The organism is Stappia sp. TSB10GB4 (assembly GCF_900185745.1).
In the GTDB taxonomy this organism is placed as follows: domain Bacteria; phylum Pseudomonadota; class Alphaproteobacteria; order Rhizobiales; family Stappiaceae; genus Stappia.
In genome coordinates this window covers 1-13,526 of sequence record NZ_FYAV01000058.1, presented here as the reverse complement: position 1 = coordinate 13,526, position 13,526 = coordinate 1, and the positions used below count along the sequence as shown (strand labels likewise).

The window sequence follows — 13,526 nt, the reverse complement described above, 5'->3', positions numbered from 1 at the left end:
GGCGTCGAGTATCGATGACGTAGAGGAAATTCATCCTCGCGCTACAGATCCTCGGTGTCCCATGCTCGACGTCCTTCTGGTTATGGATCAGGAAAAGCCCTTTCCCGCTTTCGGAAATGCGCTCGCCATGGCTCTCAAGGTCGAGCGCGTCTCGCGTGAATCGCTTACTGTCGAGAACGTTGCGTCGGCGCGGGTGATCGTTCTTCACTGCAGCTTGCGCCGGTCCGCCGACATTGCACGCCTTGCCGGGCTGATCGGCGAAGACCGGCGCAAGAACGACACGATTTTCGTTGCGACGGGCAGCGACCGGGCCTGTCAGGTCCAGGCCGAGGCGCTGGGCATCGAGCGGGTGCTGCCGAGCTTCCGCACGCCCGACGACATCCGTGCAGCGGTCAAGGCCATCCTCTGGCGCAACCTGTCGATCCATCTTGCCGGACGGTCGCCCTATATCGCTAAGGCGATCGAGTGCGGTGAAACGCTCTATCGGGAGCTCGGCAGGGCGATGCGCACCGACCGGCCGCTGCCGCCGGAAGTGATCGGCGCCACGGCGCGGGCGATCTGCGAGGCGACGCGGCGCGACGGGCTCGGGGGCTGGCTGGATGCCGTCCAGTTCCACCACAGCCGCACCTGTCGCCACATGCTCAGCGTCGCCGGCAACGGCAGCGCCTTCGGTCAGCATCTCGGACTGCATGAGAGCGATATCGTGCTGATCGCCGAAGCGTGTCTGCTGCATGACGTCGGCAAGCTGTTCATCCCGATCTCGGTGCTGGAGAAAGACGGGCCGCTGAGTGATGCCGAGCGACGGGTGATCAACACCCATCCGGCACGCGGCGCCTTCGCGCTGCAGCGGAGCGGGCGCGACGATATGGAGGTGATCCATGCGGTACGAGATCACCACGAGTTTCTCGACGGGACCGGCTATCCCAACGGGCTCGGCGGAAGTTGCATCCGCCCGCTGACGCGCATCGTCACCCTCGCGGATATCTATAGTGCGCTGACTGAGGAGCGGGTCTACAAGGCGGCGATGTCGCCCCGTCAGGCCCTGGCGATCATGGCGGAGATGAAGGGCAAGCTGGATGCCCGTCTGTTCACCGCGTTCCGCTCCATGGTGCTGGCGCCGGTGTTTACGACCAAGCGCGGCGGAGAGGGCGCGGAGGGCGGCGTCATGATGCCGTGTCTGCGGGCGGGACGGCATCCGCTCGACCCGGGCGGACGCGAACACGCGGCCTGATCGGCTGGCCGTCCTTTCTGACGGATTCCTCCTGTCTTGCACTTGATACGGAAAGGTGCGGCGGGCACGGGTCCGCTGGGGAGCGGGGGGATCCCGTGCCCGCCTGCCGTTCTCTGCTTGGGGAGCGTGGAGCGGCTTGGGGAGGGGAGAGGTTCGCGGCGCTCTTTGGGGAGCCGCGCCGCGAACCGAAGAGGCGGGGTCAGAACGGCAGGACGATATCGAGCACCTGGGCGCCGTAGCGCGGCTGCTGGACGTCGGTGATCTGACCGCGGCCGCCGTAGCCGATGCGGGCCTCGGCGATCTTCTCGCTTTCGATCGTGTTGTTGGCCGCGATGTCCTCGGGCCGCACCACGCCGGCGACGATCAACTCGCGCACCTCGAAATTCACCCGCACTTCCTGGCGGCCTTCGATCACCATGTTGCCGTTCGGCAGAATCTGGGTGACGACGGCGGCGACCCGCGTACGCAGCTTCTCCTCGCGGTCGACCTTGCCGCTGCCCTGGAAGGTCGAGGCGCCCTGGGCCGAGGCCAGGTTGTCCGAGTTCGAGCCGCTCGGCAGCAGGAAGGTGTTGATCGCAGCGCCCACGGCGCCGCCGGTGCCGGAGGAGGAGGACCCGGTGCGGCTGCGCTGGGTCTTGTTGTCGAACTCCGCCTTGTCGGAAATCGTCACCAGAACGGTGAGGATGTCGCCGATGCGGGCGGCGCGCTGGTCCTTGAAGAAGGCGCGGGCACCAGACCGCCAGAGCGAGTTGGAGTTGTAGTGGTCCGATTGGGGGGCCGGCATCGGCATCTGCACCGGGCGGTAGCCGGCGGTGGTTGTCGGATCCTGGATGGCGGAGAGCGCCGGGGTCTGGCCGACCTGCGAGAGCTTGTCGGCGGTGCCGCAGGCGGCGGTGGCAAGAGCCAGCGACAGGGTCAGGGCCGGCTTCAAGAGGGACATGCGCGGAGCCATCAGTTCGTCTCCTGGAGCTGTGCAAGGTGCTGCCGCGCGACACTGACCTCGATCTGGTCGCGGGAGCGGACGATCCCGGTCACGGTGCGGCGGGACTGCAGGTTGAGGACGTCGATCAAGTCGCCGGCGGCGCCGTTCGCCATGGCCTGACCGATGGTGGTCAGCGTCATGCCGCCGGTGTGGTAGACCAGCGTCACCTTGGCGCCGCGCCGCACCAGGAGGGGCGGCTCGACATCGGCGGCGCGCAGCGGCCGACCGACCTGGAGCGCCTGGCGTGCCGCCTGGCCGACCACCTGCGACGGGTCGGTGATCTGGCGGGCGGTGAGGCGGTTGCGGGCGACGCGCTGCGGCTCGATATCGGCGGCGGTGATGACCGTGCCGCGATCGATCGGCCGGGCGGCGACATAGACTTCGACCATTTCCCGGGCAAGGCCGGTCAGGCGGAGGGTGACGGGACCATCGACGGCGCGCACGCGCAAGGTCGCGGCGAGGCGGCCGGAGTGGCGGTCCCAGGCCAGTTCCGAGACGGTGATCGGCTCGATCCGGCCGGCGTCGGCCAGGAGCGGGGCACGCAGCCCCGACACGGCCACTTCCAGCGTGTCGGCATCGAGTTCGGGCTCGCGGGCGAGCAGTTCGTTCCGCACGGCTTCGGCGACCTCGGCCTCGCCGATGGTCAGGGCGAGGCGCTCGACGACGACCTCGAACAGGCCGTCGGTGCCGGCGAGGGCAAAGCCCGCCGTGCGGGCACGCTCGGCCACCAGGCTCGCCCGCACCGTGCCACGGGTGCCCGGATCGGGCGCCCGGAACAGCGGCGTCGCGGCGAGGGCGCCGGCATGGGGATAGAAGTCGCCGATGGTGACGATCGGGCCGGTGACGGCGACTTCCGAGCGCAGCGCGCCGGCAGCGGCCGGCAGGGCCGAGGCCAGGGCAAGAGCGGCGGCGAGGAGGAGCTTGGCGAACATCGCGAGGGGCCTTCCGGTCAGCCGGCGCATCAGCGCAGGTTCGAGGTGGTGGCGGACATTTCGTCGGCCGCCTTGATGATGCGCGAGTTCATCTCGTAGGCGCGCTGGGCGGCGATGAGATCGGAGATCTCGCTGACGGCTTCCACATTGGCCATTTCGAGATGCTTCTGCAGCACGTCGCCGAAGCCGGGATCGCCCGGGTTGGCGACGATGGCGGCGCCGCTCGACTCGGTCTCCAGGAACAGGTTGTCGCCGATCGCTTCCAGGCCCGACTTGTTGATGAAGCGGGCGATCTGGATCTGGCCGAGCACCTGCACGGCGTTGTTGGCGTCGAGCACCTGCACCTGGCCGTCGGTGGAGATGGTGATGTCGCGGGCGTCTTCGGGAATGACGATGCCCGGCAGCACCGCATAGCCGTCGATGGTGACGATCTGGCCGTTCGGGTCGCGCTCGAAGGAGCCGTCGCGGGTATAGGCGGTGCCGCCGTCCGGCATCTGGATCTGGAAGAAGCCTTCGCCGCGCACGGCGACATCCAGTTCCTTGTTGGTCTGGCTCAGGTTGCCCTGGCTCATGATGCGGGCGGTCGAGGCGGTCTTGACGCCCGAGCCGATCTGCACGCCGGTCGGCACGATCGTGCCGGTGGCCGAGGAGTTGGTGCCCATGCGGCGCAGGTTCTGGTAGAGCAGGTCCTGGAAGTCGGCGCGCTGGCGCTTGTAGCCGGTGGTGCGCATGTTGGCGACGTTGTTCGAGATGACCTCGACGTTCAGTTCCTGGGCGCGCATGCCTGTCGCGGCGATGTGAAGTGCCTTCATGGTGACTGTTCCTTCTTCCGCTTCGCTCAGGCCTGGACGGAGCCGAGGCGTTCGATTGCCTTGCGCAGCAAGTCGTCGCCGTCAGACAGCATCTTCGACACGGTCGTGTAGTTGCGGGTGATCTCGATCATCCGGGTCATTTCGACGACGCCGGAGACGTTGGATTTCTCGACGGCGCCCTGCAGGACGCGGATGCGCTCGGCGGCCTGGGGCGCCTCGCCGGCGAACAGGTTGTCGCCGATGCGTTCCAGGGCCTGCGGATCCTCGAAGGTGACGACGCGCAGCCGGCCCTTGACGCCGAGTTCGGTGGAAACCGTGCCGTCCTCGGCGATGGTCACGTCGCCGTCTTCGGCTGTGAAGACGAAGGGGCCGCCCTCGCCCAGGACAGGCCGGCCGTCGGCCGTCACCATCTGCCCGGTCGCATCGAGGTGGAAGGCGCCGCTGCGGGTGAAGCGCTCGCCTTCGGGGCCGCCGATGACGAAGAAGCCTTCGCCCTCGATCGCCACGTCGAAGGCGTTCTGCGTCAGCGAGATGGCGCCGGCTCCGAAATCGGAGGAGGCTGCATAGTCGAGGACATAGGAATACGTCCGGTCGCCGCGCTGGAAAGCCGTGGCCTCCGCGACGGGCATCAGATATTCCTCGAAGTGCAGCCGCTGGGACTTGAAGCCCGTCGTGTTCATGTTGGCCAGGTTGTTGGCCACCACGTTCAACTGGTTGCGAAGGGCTGTCTGGCGTGACAGCCCGATCAGCAGAGAATTCTCCATGGCGTACCGTTCCTATGCTCCCCAGCGAGCATCCACCCTCCCCAGAGCGGATACCCGTTAACCTTGTTGCAGACATCGTGCCAGTTTTCGTACCTCTGATTTCATTGGGCTTTTTGGTTCGGGGCGGCAGGGTGGGAGGCAGCTTCGTTCCGGCCAATGGTTACCGCCCGGCAAAAATTGCCGCATTTTGCGAGGCGTTAACGGTTCGGTAACCACTCGTTAACCATTGTGACTTTAGAAATTAACTCCACGCGCGGGAGGGCAGCGCAGCGAGGTTGAGTCACAATGACGGCGGATGCGGATGCAGCCGAAACCGGCACCCCGGAAGACGGGGCCGGCCGGTCCAGGAAGAAACTGCTGATCTTCGGTCTCGCGGGTCTCGTCCTGCTGGCGGCCATCGGCGGCGGGGTCTACTACTTTCTGTTCTCTGGCGGCGGCGAGGAGGCTGCGGTCTCGGGAGGCGCGCAGCGGCCGGTGTCCGAGCAGCGGCCCGCGGTGTTCTTCGATCTGCCGGAGATGACCGTCAACCTGTCGAGCGAGGGGCGGGCGACCTATCTGCGCGTTCGCATTTCGCTTGAGGTGACGAACCGCGAAATGGTGCAACGGATCGAGCCCTATCTTCCGCGCATTCTCGACGCTTTCCAGGTCTACCTGCGCGAGTTGCGTCCGGCGGATCTCGAGGGGTCTTCCGGTTTGTTCCGACTCAAGGAAGAGTTGTTGCGGCGCATCAACACGGCGGTTTATCCGGCGCGCGTCGAAGGCGTTCTCTTCAAGGAAATCCTGGTCCAGTAAGGTCTCCGATGGCTGACGACGACGATCTCGGCAATCTCGACGAGGCATGGGGCGAAGCCCTGGCCGAGCAGATGGAAGGCGACGGCGAGGACGAGGATCTGGCCGCCGCCTGGGGCGCCGCGCTCGAGGAGCAGGGCGTCGCCGGCGGCGACGACATGGCTGCCCAATGGGCGGCGATGATCGACGACAGCGAGCCGGAACTGGAAAGCGCCACGCGGGGCGCCGACCGCATTCTCAACCAGGAAGAGATCGACAACCTCCTCGGCTTCAACATCGAGGACACGATCGCCGCCGACCAGAGCGGCATTCGCGCGCTCATCAACTCGGCGATGGTCTCCTATGAGCGTCTGCCGATGCTGGAGATCGTCTTCGACCGGCTGGTCCGGCTGACGACCACCTCCTTGCGCAACTTCACCTCCGACAATGTCGAGGTGTCGCTCGACAGCATTTCCTCGGTGCGCTTCGGCGACTATCTGAACTCGATCCCGCTGCCGGCGATTCTCGGCGTCTTCAAGGCCGAGGAATGGGACGGCTTCGGCCTGTGCACGGTCGAATCGAGCCTGATCTACTCGATCATCGACGTGCTGCTCGGCGGCGGCCGCGGCATGTCGGCGGTGCGCGTCGAGGGGCGGCCCTACACGACGATCGAGAGCAATCTGGTGCGGCGGATGATCGAGATCATCATGCACGACATGGTGCAGGCCTTCTCGCCGCTCTCGCCGGTCCATTTCAACCTGGAGCGCCTGGAGACCAATCCGCGCTTTGCTGCGATCTCGCGCCCGGCCAACGCGGCCATCCTCGTCGAACTGCGGATCGACATGGAGGACCGCGGCGGCAAGATCGAAATCATGATGCCCTATGCCACTCTGGAGCCGATCCGCGATCTGCTCCTGCAGATGTTCATGGGCGAGAAGTTCGGCCGGGACCAGATCTGGGAAGGCCACTTGGCCACCGAGATCTACGCGGCGGAGGTGGATGTCGACGCGGTCCTCTACGAGACCCACATCCCGCTCGGACGGGTGCTGGATCTCAAGGTCGGCGAGACGCTGCTGTTCGACATTTCTCCGAACGACCCGGTCTCGATCAAGTGCGGCGGCATTCCGCTGACGCAAGGAACGATGGGCAAGGACGAGGATTCCATCGCGATCCGCGTCGAGCGCGGGCTGCAGAAGCCCAAGATGACCTTGGCCGCTTTCGAGCGGGCCATGCAGAAGGAAATGGACCCAACATGAGCACGCTCCCTGTCGGACTGATGATCGAGAGCCTCGTTGCCCTGCTGCTGGTGGTGACGATCGGATATTGCGTGGTGCTCAACAAGCGGCTGAAGCGGCTGCGGGCCGACGAGGAGGCGCTGCGCGCGACCATTTCCGAGCTGATCACCGCCTCGGAGATCGCTGAGCGTGCCATTCTCGGGCTGAAGGCGACGGCGGGCGAGGCCGACCGCACCCTCGGCCAGCGCCTTGTCGACGCCGAGCGCCTGTCGCAGGAACTCGCCGCGCATGTCTCGCGCGGCAACACCGTGCTGGAGCGCATCACCCAGATCACCGAGGCCGCCCGTGCGGTTCCGCAGGCGCCGGCTCCGGCCGCCGCCATGGCTGCTCCGGTCGCCGAACCGGCGCCGGCGGCCGCGGCCCGTCCGTCGGCCATGCGTGCCAGCGACATCCGGTCCGCCGCGATGGAGGCGACCGCCCGGCTTGAACTGTTCCGCAAGCGTGCCGCGGAGCAGGCTGCGTGACAAACCTGCGCCTGATCCCCGTTCTCGTCCTGGCGGCCAGCGCGCTTCTCGCGCTGAAGCTGCTGGGGCTCGCCATCGAGGGCGGCACGTCCGTCACCGCCGGCGTGAGCGTGGCGATGGCGCAGCAGCCTACCGATCCTGCAACTGGCACCGCCGGGACAGGGGATGCAGGCGCTTCCGACGGGCCCTCCACCGAGGGCGATGAGGAGGCACCGCCGCCGCCCGGTGTCGGCGGCCTCGAGCTCGGCGGCTCCATTGCCGAACGCAAGGTGCTGGAGTCGCTCAGCGATCGCCGCCGCGAGTTGGACAACCGCGAGAAGCAGTTCGAGTTGCGCCAGCAGCTCATGAAGGCGACCGAGGATCGCCTGCAGCAAAAGGTCGAGGAGATCTCGGCGATCGAGGAGCGGATCCGCGGCTTGCAGGAGAAGGAGGAGAAGAAGCGCGAGGAGGAGATGAAGGACCTGGTGGTCATGTACGAGTCGATGAAGGCGAAGGATGCGGCGCGCATCTTCGATCGGCTCGACCTCGACATCCTCGTGCGTGTCGCCCGCCAGATGAACCCGCGCAAGATGGCCGACATCATGGGGCGCATGTCGCCGGAGGCGAGCGAGCGGCTGACGGTGGCCCTCGTGACCGGACGCAAACCGGAAGAGGCCGCCGCCGTCGTCGCGCCGGACCTGCCGAAGATCATGGGCAATTGATGCGGAGCGGGCGTCCCGTCGTTCCCCGGCGGGAATGCCAGGGAATCCGGGAGGTCGGTTAAACGCAGCGTTAAGCGGCGGCCGCTAGACTGGATGCTTGGTCGAAAGGTTCAGGGGAGCCCGGTGAGGCAGGACGGCTCGAAAAGACGCATGCTTCAGGTCGCCGCCGCGCGGATCACGGCGGCGTTTCTTGCGTTTGCTGTGCTGTTTTCTGGCGTTTTCGCCGCTCTTGCCGTCGTCGCCCCGTCCGCCCATGCCGAGCCGCTGCAGGCGGATCTGCGGGCCTCTCAGCAGGATGGCTATGGCCGGATCGTCCTGACCTTCCGCGATCTCACGCTGCTGCCCGAATATGATGCGATCGCCTCCAACGGCGTTCTGCGCATCCGCTTCCGCGAGGAGGTGATGACCAGTGTCGACAGCGTCCCGATCGACATGCCGAACTTCATCTCCATCGCCCGCCGGGATCCGGACGGTTCGGCGCTGCGCTTCGCGCTGATGGGCGACTTCCGGATCAACACGATGGAGGCGGGAGAGAAGCTCTTCATCGATCTTCTGCCGCAGAACTGGCAAGGCATGCCGCCGGGCCTGCCCGACGAGGTGGTGCAGGACCTGGCCCGTCGTGCCGAGGAGGCGATCCGCCGCGCCCGGGCCCTGGAACAGGCACGCCTGAAGGGACAGGAAGAACCCAAGGTCGAGCTCTTCGTCGGCACCCATCCGACCTTCACCCGGCTCGCCTTCGAGTGGAACCTGAACTTCGATTCGGCCTTCGTGCGCGAAGGCGACATGATCAAGGTGACGTTCAGCTACGATGTCCCGCTCGACCTGTCGATGCTGCGCGCCGATCTGCCCCCCGGCGTGGTGGACGCAACGGCCTTCAGCGACGAGGGGCGGCTGAAATTCCTGCTGCGGATACAGCCGGACGTGGATATCCGGGCCTTTCGCGAGGACAATTTCTACATCGTCGACGTCACGCCGCGCAGCATGGCACAGGACCCCGTCAATGCCGCCATCGGTGAGGCTCTGACGGCGGGGGACGACATTCCGGCCACCGCCAGGGAATTGGTGATGGCGTCCGGCGTCTCCGGTGCGGCGCAGCCGAGCCCCGAAGCCATCTCTCCGGAAAGCGCCGCGCCGGCGCAAGTGCCGGTGGAGCAGGCGTCGGCGTCGCCGGCGGAGCCGGATGATCCGGGCACACCGCTTCCGCGTGCCAAGCCGGGATCGGATGAGGCGGCTCCGCAGGCCTTGCCCCAAACGACACCGGCCGTTCAGGCGAGCGATGAGGCGCCGACCGACGCGCCGGCATCCGCCCCGACCCGGCCCGCCGAGGCCGCGCCCGCTTCGCCGGAGCCGCCGGCCGCAGCCGCATCGACGGCTGCCGTGACGCCTCGGCCCGAGGCCGCTGGGGGACCGGCGACGCAGGACGGGCTACCGGCGGAGATCGATCTCAGCGGTCTTGCCGTCGACCGGCCGTCCGGTTCGGCCGACGAGGTCGCCTCTCCGGAAATGCCGCCGGCCGGCTATGGCGATGAGACCCGCCGCTTCGTCGTCGCCGAGGCGCGCCGTATCGGCGAGGCGGTGCGCGTGGTGTTTCCCTTCTCCACCCCGGTCGCCTCGTCCGTGTTCCGCCGCTACCGCAGCCTTTATCTCGTCTTCGACACCGCCGATCCGGTGGACATTCGCGGCATGCGCTCGGTGCTTGCGGACCGGGTGGAAGCGGTGGAGGTGATCGCCCATGCCGACTGGCAGGTGATCCGCATCGATCTGATGCGCGACGCGCTGGCCAGTATCGGCATCGACGGCAGCGCCTGGGTCATGACCATCGGCGAGATGATCCTCGAACCGTCCCGGCCCCTGACGCTGCAACGCAGCCAGAGCAGCGATGGCGGCACGGTCATCACCATCCCCTTCCAGGGGCCGGCCAATGTTCGCGAAGTGGTCGATCCCTTCGCCGGCGACAAGATGACGGTGGTCACCGGCTTCGCGCCGGCGCGCGGTCTGTTGAAGCCGCAGAGCTTCGCCGAATTCGACGCGTTGATGTCGGCCCATGGCGTTGCCGTGCTCGGCAAGGCGGACGACCTTGAGATCAAGCTGCTTGGCGATGCGATCCTGCTGCAGCGGCCGCGGGGCCTGGCGGTGTCCAACGGCAACCTGACGAGGGGATCGACGATCCTGCCGCCGGTGATCGATCCCTCGACGCCGGGGCAGGTCGACCTCGGCAATCTGATGAGCAGCGGAACGAGGGACTTTCTCCAGAAGATCAAGGGCATGGAATACACCATCGCCAACACGCCGGAGGAGGAGCGGCGGGGACCGCGGATGGAGCTGTCGCGCTTCTATCTCGCCCATGGTTTCGCCCATGAGGCGCTGGGCTTGATGCGGCTTGCCTCGCTCGACGATCCGGCCCTGGCCCGCGATCCGGCCTTCAACTTGATGATGGGAGCGGCCCAGACCCTTGCGGCCCGGCCGCGGGAGGCGCTCGACTATCTCGGACGGACGGAGCTTCTCAACAATCCCCACGCGGCCGTCTGGCGCACCATTGCCTCTGCCGAACGGCGCAACTGGAGCGAGGCGCGGGACAACCAGCCGCGCGGCCAGGCCGTTGTCGGCGGCTATCCGGCGGCGGTGCAGATCGCCTTTCATCTGGCTGCGGCGGAGACCCTGGTCGAGGTCAGCGACTACGGGCAGGCGGCGGCGATCCTCTCCGAGATCGACCCGAGCCTTGCCTCGGCCCGGCAGGCGGCGCGCTATGACATCATCCGCGGCCAGATCGCCGACGCTTCCGGGCGCTCCCGCGAGGCGCTGACCGCCTTCGATCTGGTTCAGCGCTCGATGGAACGCCCGCTGGCGGCGGAAGCCGCCTATCGCGCCTTGCGGGTTCGCCATCGCGACGGCGAGGTGACCACGGAGGAGGCGATCGACCAGTTGGCGGGGCTTGCCGCGTCCTGGCGCGGCGACGAGACCGAGTTGAAGACCCTGCGCTTCCTGGCTCAGCTTCAGGCCCAGGCGGGCGAGTATCGCGGCGCCTTCGAGGCGATGCAATCGGCGATCCAGGCCAATGCGGACGCGGAGACCACGCGCCTGTTGCAGGACGAGATGGGGGCGGTTTTCGCCAACCTGTTCCTCAATGGCGAGGCGGACCGGATGGATCCGGTGAGGGCGCTGGCGCTGTTCTACGATTTCCGCGAGATGACGCCGGTCGGCCGACGCGGCGACGAGATGGTGCGCCGGCTGGCGGGCCGGCTCGTCGATATGGACCTGCTCGACCAGGCATCGGAACTGCTGCGCCACCAGGTGGACCATCGCCTGAAGGGCGCCGCCCGCGCCCAGATCGCCGCCGACCTCGGGGTTGTCTACCTGATGGACCGCAAGCCGGAACAGGCGCTCAGGGTGCTCACCCGCACCCGTCAGGCGAAGCTGCCGCGCGAGTTGGAGCGCCAGCGCAACATGGTCGAGGCGCGCGCGCTGACCGAAAGCGGCCGCCCGGATCTGGCGCTGGAGATCGTCCGCAACATGCGCGGCGAGGATGTCGAGCGGCTGAAGGCCGACACGTTGTGGGCGGCGCAGAGCTGGCGCGAGGCGGGCGAGCAGCTCGAGGCGCTGGTGGGCGGTCGCTGGTCGGATCCGGTGCCGCTTGCCGACCAGGAGCGCACCGACATCCTGCGCGCGGCGATGGGCTATTCGCTTGCCGACGATGATTTCAGCCTGTCGCGGCTGAAGGCCAAGTTCTCCGGCAAGATGAGCGACAGCCCCAGCGCCGCCGCCTTCGACATCGTGACCCGGCCGGTGGGGAGCCGCGGGGTCGAGTTCATGTCGGTGCTCGACAGCCTGCAGAGCGTCGACTCGCTCGACATCTTCCTGGCCGAGTATCGGCGCAAATACTTGCAGCCGGCGCTGGACGGCACGCCCGGCCTGGAGGCGGACGAGGAGCCCGAGCTGCCGATGTCGGGGCTTGACGACGCGCTGGAGAGGCAGCGCACCGCCGCGCGCGGCGATGACGCGGAGCCGGCGGCGGAAATGGCCGAGAGCGCGGTCGGCGACGCCGGTTAGCGGCAGCGCCTTCCCTTCCCGGCCCGGCCCGGTGTGGTGGCGGGACGGGGTCAGCCGCTGGAGAAACTCTGCACCAGGCTGCCGGCGATCAGGTTCCATCCGTCGACCAGGACGAAAAAGATCAGCTTGAAGGGAAGCGAGATCACCACGGGCGGCAGCATCATCATGCCCATCGACATCAGCACCGAGGCGATGACCAGGTCGATGATCAGGAACGGCAGGTAGAGCAGGAAGCCGATCTCGAAGGCGCGGCGCAACTCGCTGATCATGAAGGCCGGCACCAGCACCCGCATGCTGATGTCCTCGGGCGTCTCCGGCGCCTCCTGTCCCGACAGTTCGGTGAACAGCGCCAGGTCCTTCTCGCGCACATTGGCACGCATGAAGGCGTGGAACGGCCGGGCGCCGCGCTCATAGGCTTCCGTGAGTTCGATATTGCCCTCGACCAGCGGCTGGACGCCCTCGTTGTAGGCGGCCTCGAAGGTCGGCGCCATGATGAACAGGGTCAGGAACAGGGCAAGCGAGGTCATCACCGCATTGGGCGGCGCCGTCTGCAGGCCGATCGCCGAGCGCAGCAGCGACAGCACCACGACGATGCGGGTAAAGCTCGTCACCATGACGAGGATCGACGGCGCCAGGCTCAGCACCGTCAGCAGCGCGACCAACTGGACCGCACGCTCGGTCAGCCCGGCGCCTTCGCCAAAGCCGATGGTGATGTCCTGGGCGCTCGCGCCGGTGACCAGCGCGAGCATGGCGAGACAGGCGAGGACCGCGACCGACGTCTTGCGGAGGGGCAGGACGGCGTGCCGGGCCTTCGTCATGTGCGCGGCACCATCATTTGCGCGGTCCGCCGATCTCGCTCAGGAGCCGCGCCATCTCTTCCTCGATGGCATCCATCGTCACCGAGCCGGCATCCTTGTCGGCCTTCTTTTCCGCTTTCGGGCTGTCGTCGCCGCTCCCCGCCTCGGGCTCGTCCGCTGCGGCCGGCGCAGCCACCTTGATCTCGGGAGCGGCCGCCGCCGGCTTCGGCGCCTCGTCAACGGCCGGCGGTGCGGCCGGTTCGGCCTTGGGAGCGGCTGCGACGGGGGCGGCGGCGGCGGGGGCGGCGGCGCGCGGTCCGACATCGCTGCGCGGCTCGCTGCGTTCGCTGGCGGGGCTGCCGCGCAACTGGCCGAGTTCGGCGAGCAGCGCGTCTTCCAGCGAGGCAAGATCCGGCTGGACACGGCTTGCGGCGGGTGCCGGCGCTTCGGGCTTGATCTCGGCCTTCGCTTCCGGCTCGGGCTGCTTGACCTCGACCTTCGGCGCCGCGGGCGCGCTCGCGGACGAGGCCGCGGTGGCGGCATCGGCGACCGCCCCGGCGACAACGCCGGACAGGTCGCCGCGCGGCGCCGGCTTGTCGGCGGCCGGCTTCTCGGCGGTCTCGGTGAACTGCGGGAAAGCCGTGCGCGCATTGGCGGCCGGGCCGGACGACGGCGGCGTCACGTTGCGGCGGATCGGCGGGGGCGGCGGCTCGCGGCGCGGCTGCGCCGGCGG

Annotated in this window: 11 protein-coding genes and 1 pseudogene; 6 read left to right on the top strand and 6 right to left on the bottom strand. The window is 67.8% G+C overall.

Annotated elements, in window-relative coordinates; all coding sequences use genetic code 11:
- The first annotated feature begins 61 nt into the window (after window positions 1-61).
- On the top strand, window positions 62-1,231 hold the full coding sequence (locus tag TSB10GB4_RS17865; protein ID WP_208984861.1) for an HD-GYP domain-containing protein: 1,170 nt from the start codon (window positions 62-64) through the stop codon (window positions 1,229-1,231).
- Window positions 1,232-1,430: 199 nt separating this feature from the next.
- Here the strand turns inward: TSB10GB4_RS17865 and flgH are convergent, their stop codons facing one another.
- From flgH to flgF, 4 genes are read right to left on the bottom strand one after another with little or no spacing between them, the layout of a single operon-like run.
- Window positions 1,431-2,183: a flagellar basal body L-ring protein FlgH gene (gene flgH / locus TSB10GB4_RS17860; RefSeq protein WP_186396865.1), complete on the bottom strand. Its 753-nt coding sequence runs from the start codon at window positions 2,181-2,183 to the stop codon at window positions 1,431-1,433.
- Window positions 2,183-3,145 carry a flagellar basal body P-ring formation chaperone FlgA gene (gene flgA / locus TSB10GB4_RS17855; RefSeq protein ID WP_186396864.1) on the bottom strand — a complete coding sequence of 321 codons (963 nt, stop codon included), beginning with the start codon at window positions 3,143-3,145 and terminating at the stop codon, window positions 2,183-2,185. Before flgA ends, flgH begins: the two co-directional genes overlap by 1 nt.
- Before the next feature lie 29 nt (window positions 3,146-3,174).
- Window positions 3,175-3,957 carry a flagellar basal-body rod protein FlgG gene (gene flgG, locus TSB10GB4_RS17850; RefSeq protein WP_186396863.1) on the bottom strand — a complete coding sequence of 261 codons (783 nt, stop codon included), beginning with the start codon at window positions 3,955-3,957 and terminating at the stop codon, window positions 3,175-3,177.
- Between the two features lie 26 nt (window positions 3,958-3,983).
- Window positions 3,984-4,721, bottom strand: coding sequence for a flagellar basal-body rod protein FlgF (flgF, locus tag TSB10GB4_RS17845; RefSeq protein ID WP_186388514.1), 738 nt, complete (start codon window positions 4,719-4,721; stop codon window positions 3,984-3,986).
- A 285-nt stretch (window positions 4,722-5,006) separates the two neighbouring features.
- Between flgF and TSB10GB4_RS17840 the strand changes: the two genes are divergently transcribed.
- The 5 genes from TSB10GB4_RS17840 to TSB10GB4_RS17820 all read left to right on the top strand — a co-directional run bounded on the left by TSB10GB4_RS17840 (window position 5,007) and on the right by TSB10GB4_RS17820 (window position 11,996).
- Entirely contained in the window at window positions 5,007-5,513 is a 507-nt protein-coding gene (locus TSB10GB4_RS17840) for a flagellar basal body-associated FliL family protein (protein ID WP_186396862.1), read from the top strand.
- A gap of 8 nt (window positions 5,514-5,521) precedes the next feature.
- The gene (gene fliM / locus TSB10GB4_RS17835; protein ID WP_186396861.1) at window positions 5,522-6,745 is read left to right on the top strand and encodes a flagellar motor switch protein FliM; all 1,224 of its coding nucleotides are present in this window, start codon (window positions 5,522-5,524) and stop codon (window positions 6,743-6,745) included.
- Window positions 6,742-7,248: a DUF6468 domain-containing protein gene (locus tag TSB10GB4_RS17830; RefSeq protein WP_186388511.1), complete on the top strand. Its 507-nt coding sequence runs from the start codon at window positions 6,742-6,744 to the stop codon at window positions 7,246-7,248. Before fliM ends, TSB10GB4_RS17830 begins: the two co-directional genes overlap by 4 nt.
- Entirely contained in the window at window positions 7,245-7,949 is a 705-nt protein-coding gene (locus TSB10GB4_RS17825; protein ID WP_186396860.1) for a MotE family protein, read from the top strand. The genes TSB10GB4_RS17830 and TSB10GB4_RS17825 overlap by 4 nt, the downstream gene beginning before the upstream one ends.
- Before the next feature lie 150 nt (window positions 7,950-8,099).
- On the top strand, window positions 8,100-11,996 hold the full coding sequence (locus tag TSB10GB4_RS17820) for a hypothetical protein (protein ID WP_186396859.1): 3,897 nt from the start codon (window positions 8,100-8,102) through the stop codon (window positions 11,994-11,996).
- Window positions 11,997-12,046: 50 nt separating this feature from the next.
- On the opposite strand, the gene fliP is transcribed toward TSB10GB4_RS17820, so the two are convergent.
- Together fliP and TSB10GB4_RS17810 are read right to left on the bottom strand one after the other, a co-directional pair.
- A complete protein-coding gene (fliP, locus tag TSB10GB4_RS17815) occupies window positions 12,047-12,814 on the bottom strand; it encodes a flagellar type III secretion system pore protein FliP (RefSeq protein WP_186396858.1) in 768 nt (255 codons plus the stop codon).
- A gap of 13 nt (window positions 12,815-12,827) precedes the next feature.
- A pseudogene (locus TSB10GB4_RS17810) lies at window positions 12,828-13,526 on the bottom strand (hypothetical protein); the annotation flags it as partial.

Coding starts and splice junctions, on each gene's coding strand:
- TSB10GB4_RS17840 (WP_186396862.1), top strand. CDS start 5,007: ATGACGGCGGATGCGGATGCAGCCGAAACCGGCACCCCGGAAGACGGG.
- fliM (WP_186396861.1), top strand. CDS start 5,522: ATGGCTGACGACGACGATCTCGGCAATCTCGACGAGGCATGGGGCGAA.
- TSB10GB4_RS17830 (WP_186388511.1), top strand. CDS start 6,742: ATGAGCACGCTCCCTGTCGGACTGATGATCGAGAGCCTCGTTGCCCTG.
- flgH (WP_186396865.1), bottom strand. CDS start 2,183: ATGGCTCCGCGCATGTCCCTCTTGAAGCCGGCCCTGACCCTGTCGCTG.
- flgF (WP_186388514.1), bottom strand. CDS start 4,721: ATGGAGAATTCTCTGCTGATCGGGCTGTCACGCCAGACAGCCCTTCGC.
- fliP (WP_186396858.1), bottom strand. CDS start 12,814: ATGACGAAGGCCCGGCACGCCGTCCTGCCCCTCCGCAAGACGTCGGTC.
- TSB10GB4_RS17820 (WP_186396859.1), top strand. CDS start 8,100: ATGCTTCAGGTCGCCGCCGCGCGGATCACGGCGGCGTTTCTTGCGTTT.
- TSB10GB4_RS17865 (WP_208984861.1), top strand. CDS start 62: ATGCTCGACGTCCTTCTGGTTATGGATCAGGAAAAGCCCTTTCCCGCT.
- flgA (WP_186396864.1), bottom strand. CDS start 3,145: ATGTTCGCCAAGCTCCTCCTCGCCGCCGCTCTTGCCCTGGCCTCGGCC.
- flgG (WP_186396863.1), bottom strand. CDS start 3,957: ATGAAGGCACTTCACATCGCCGCGACAGGCATGCGCGCCCAGGAACTG.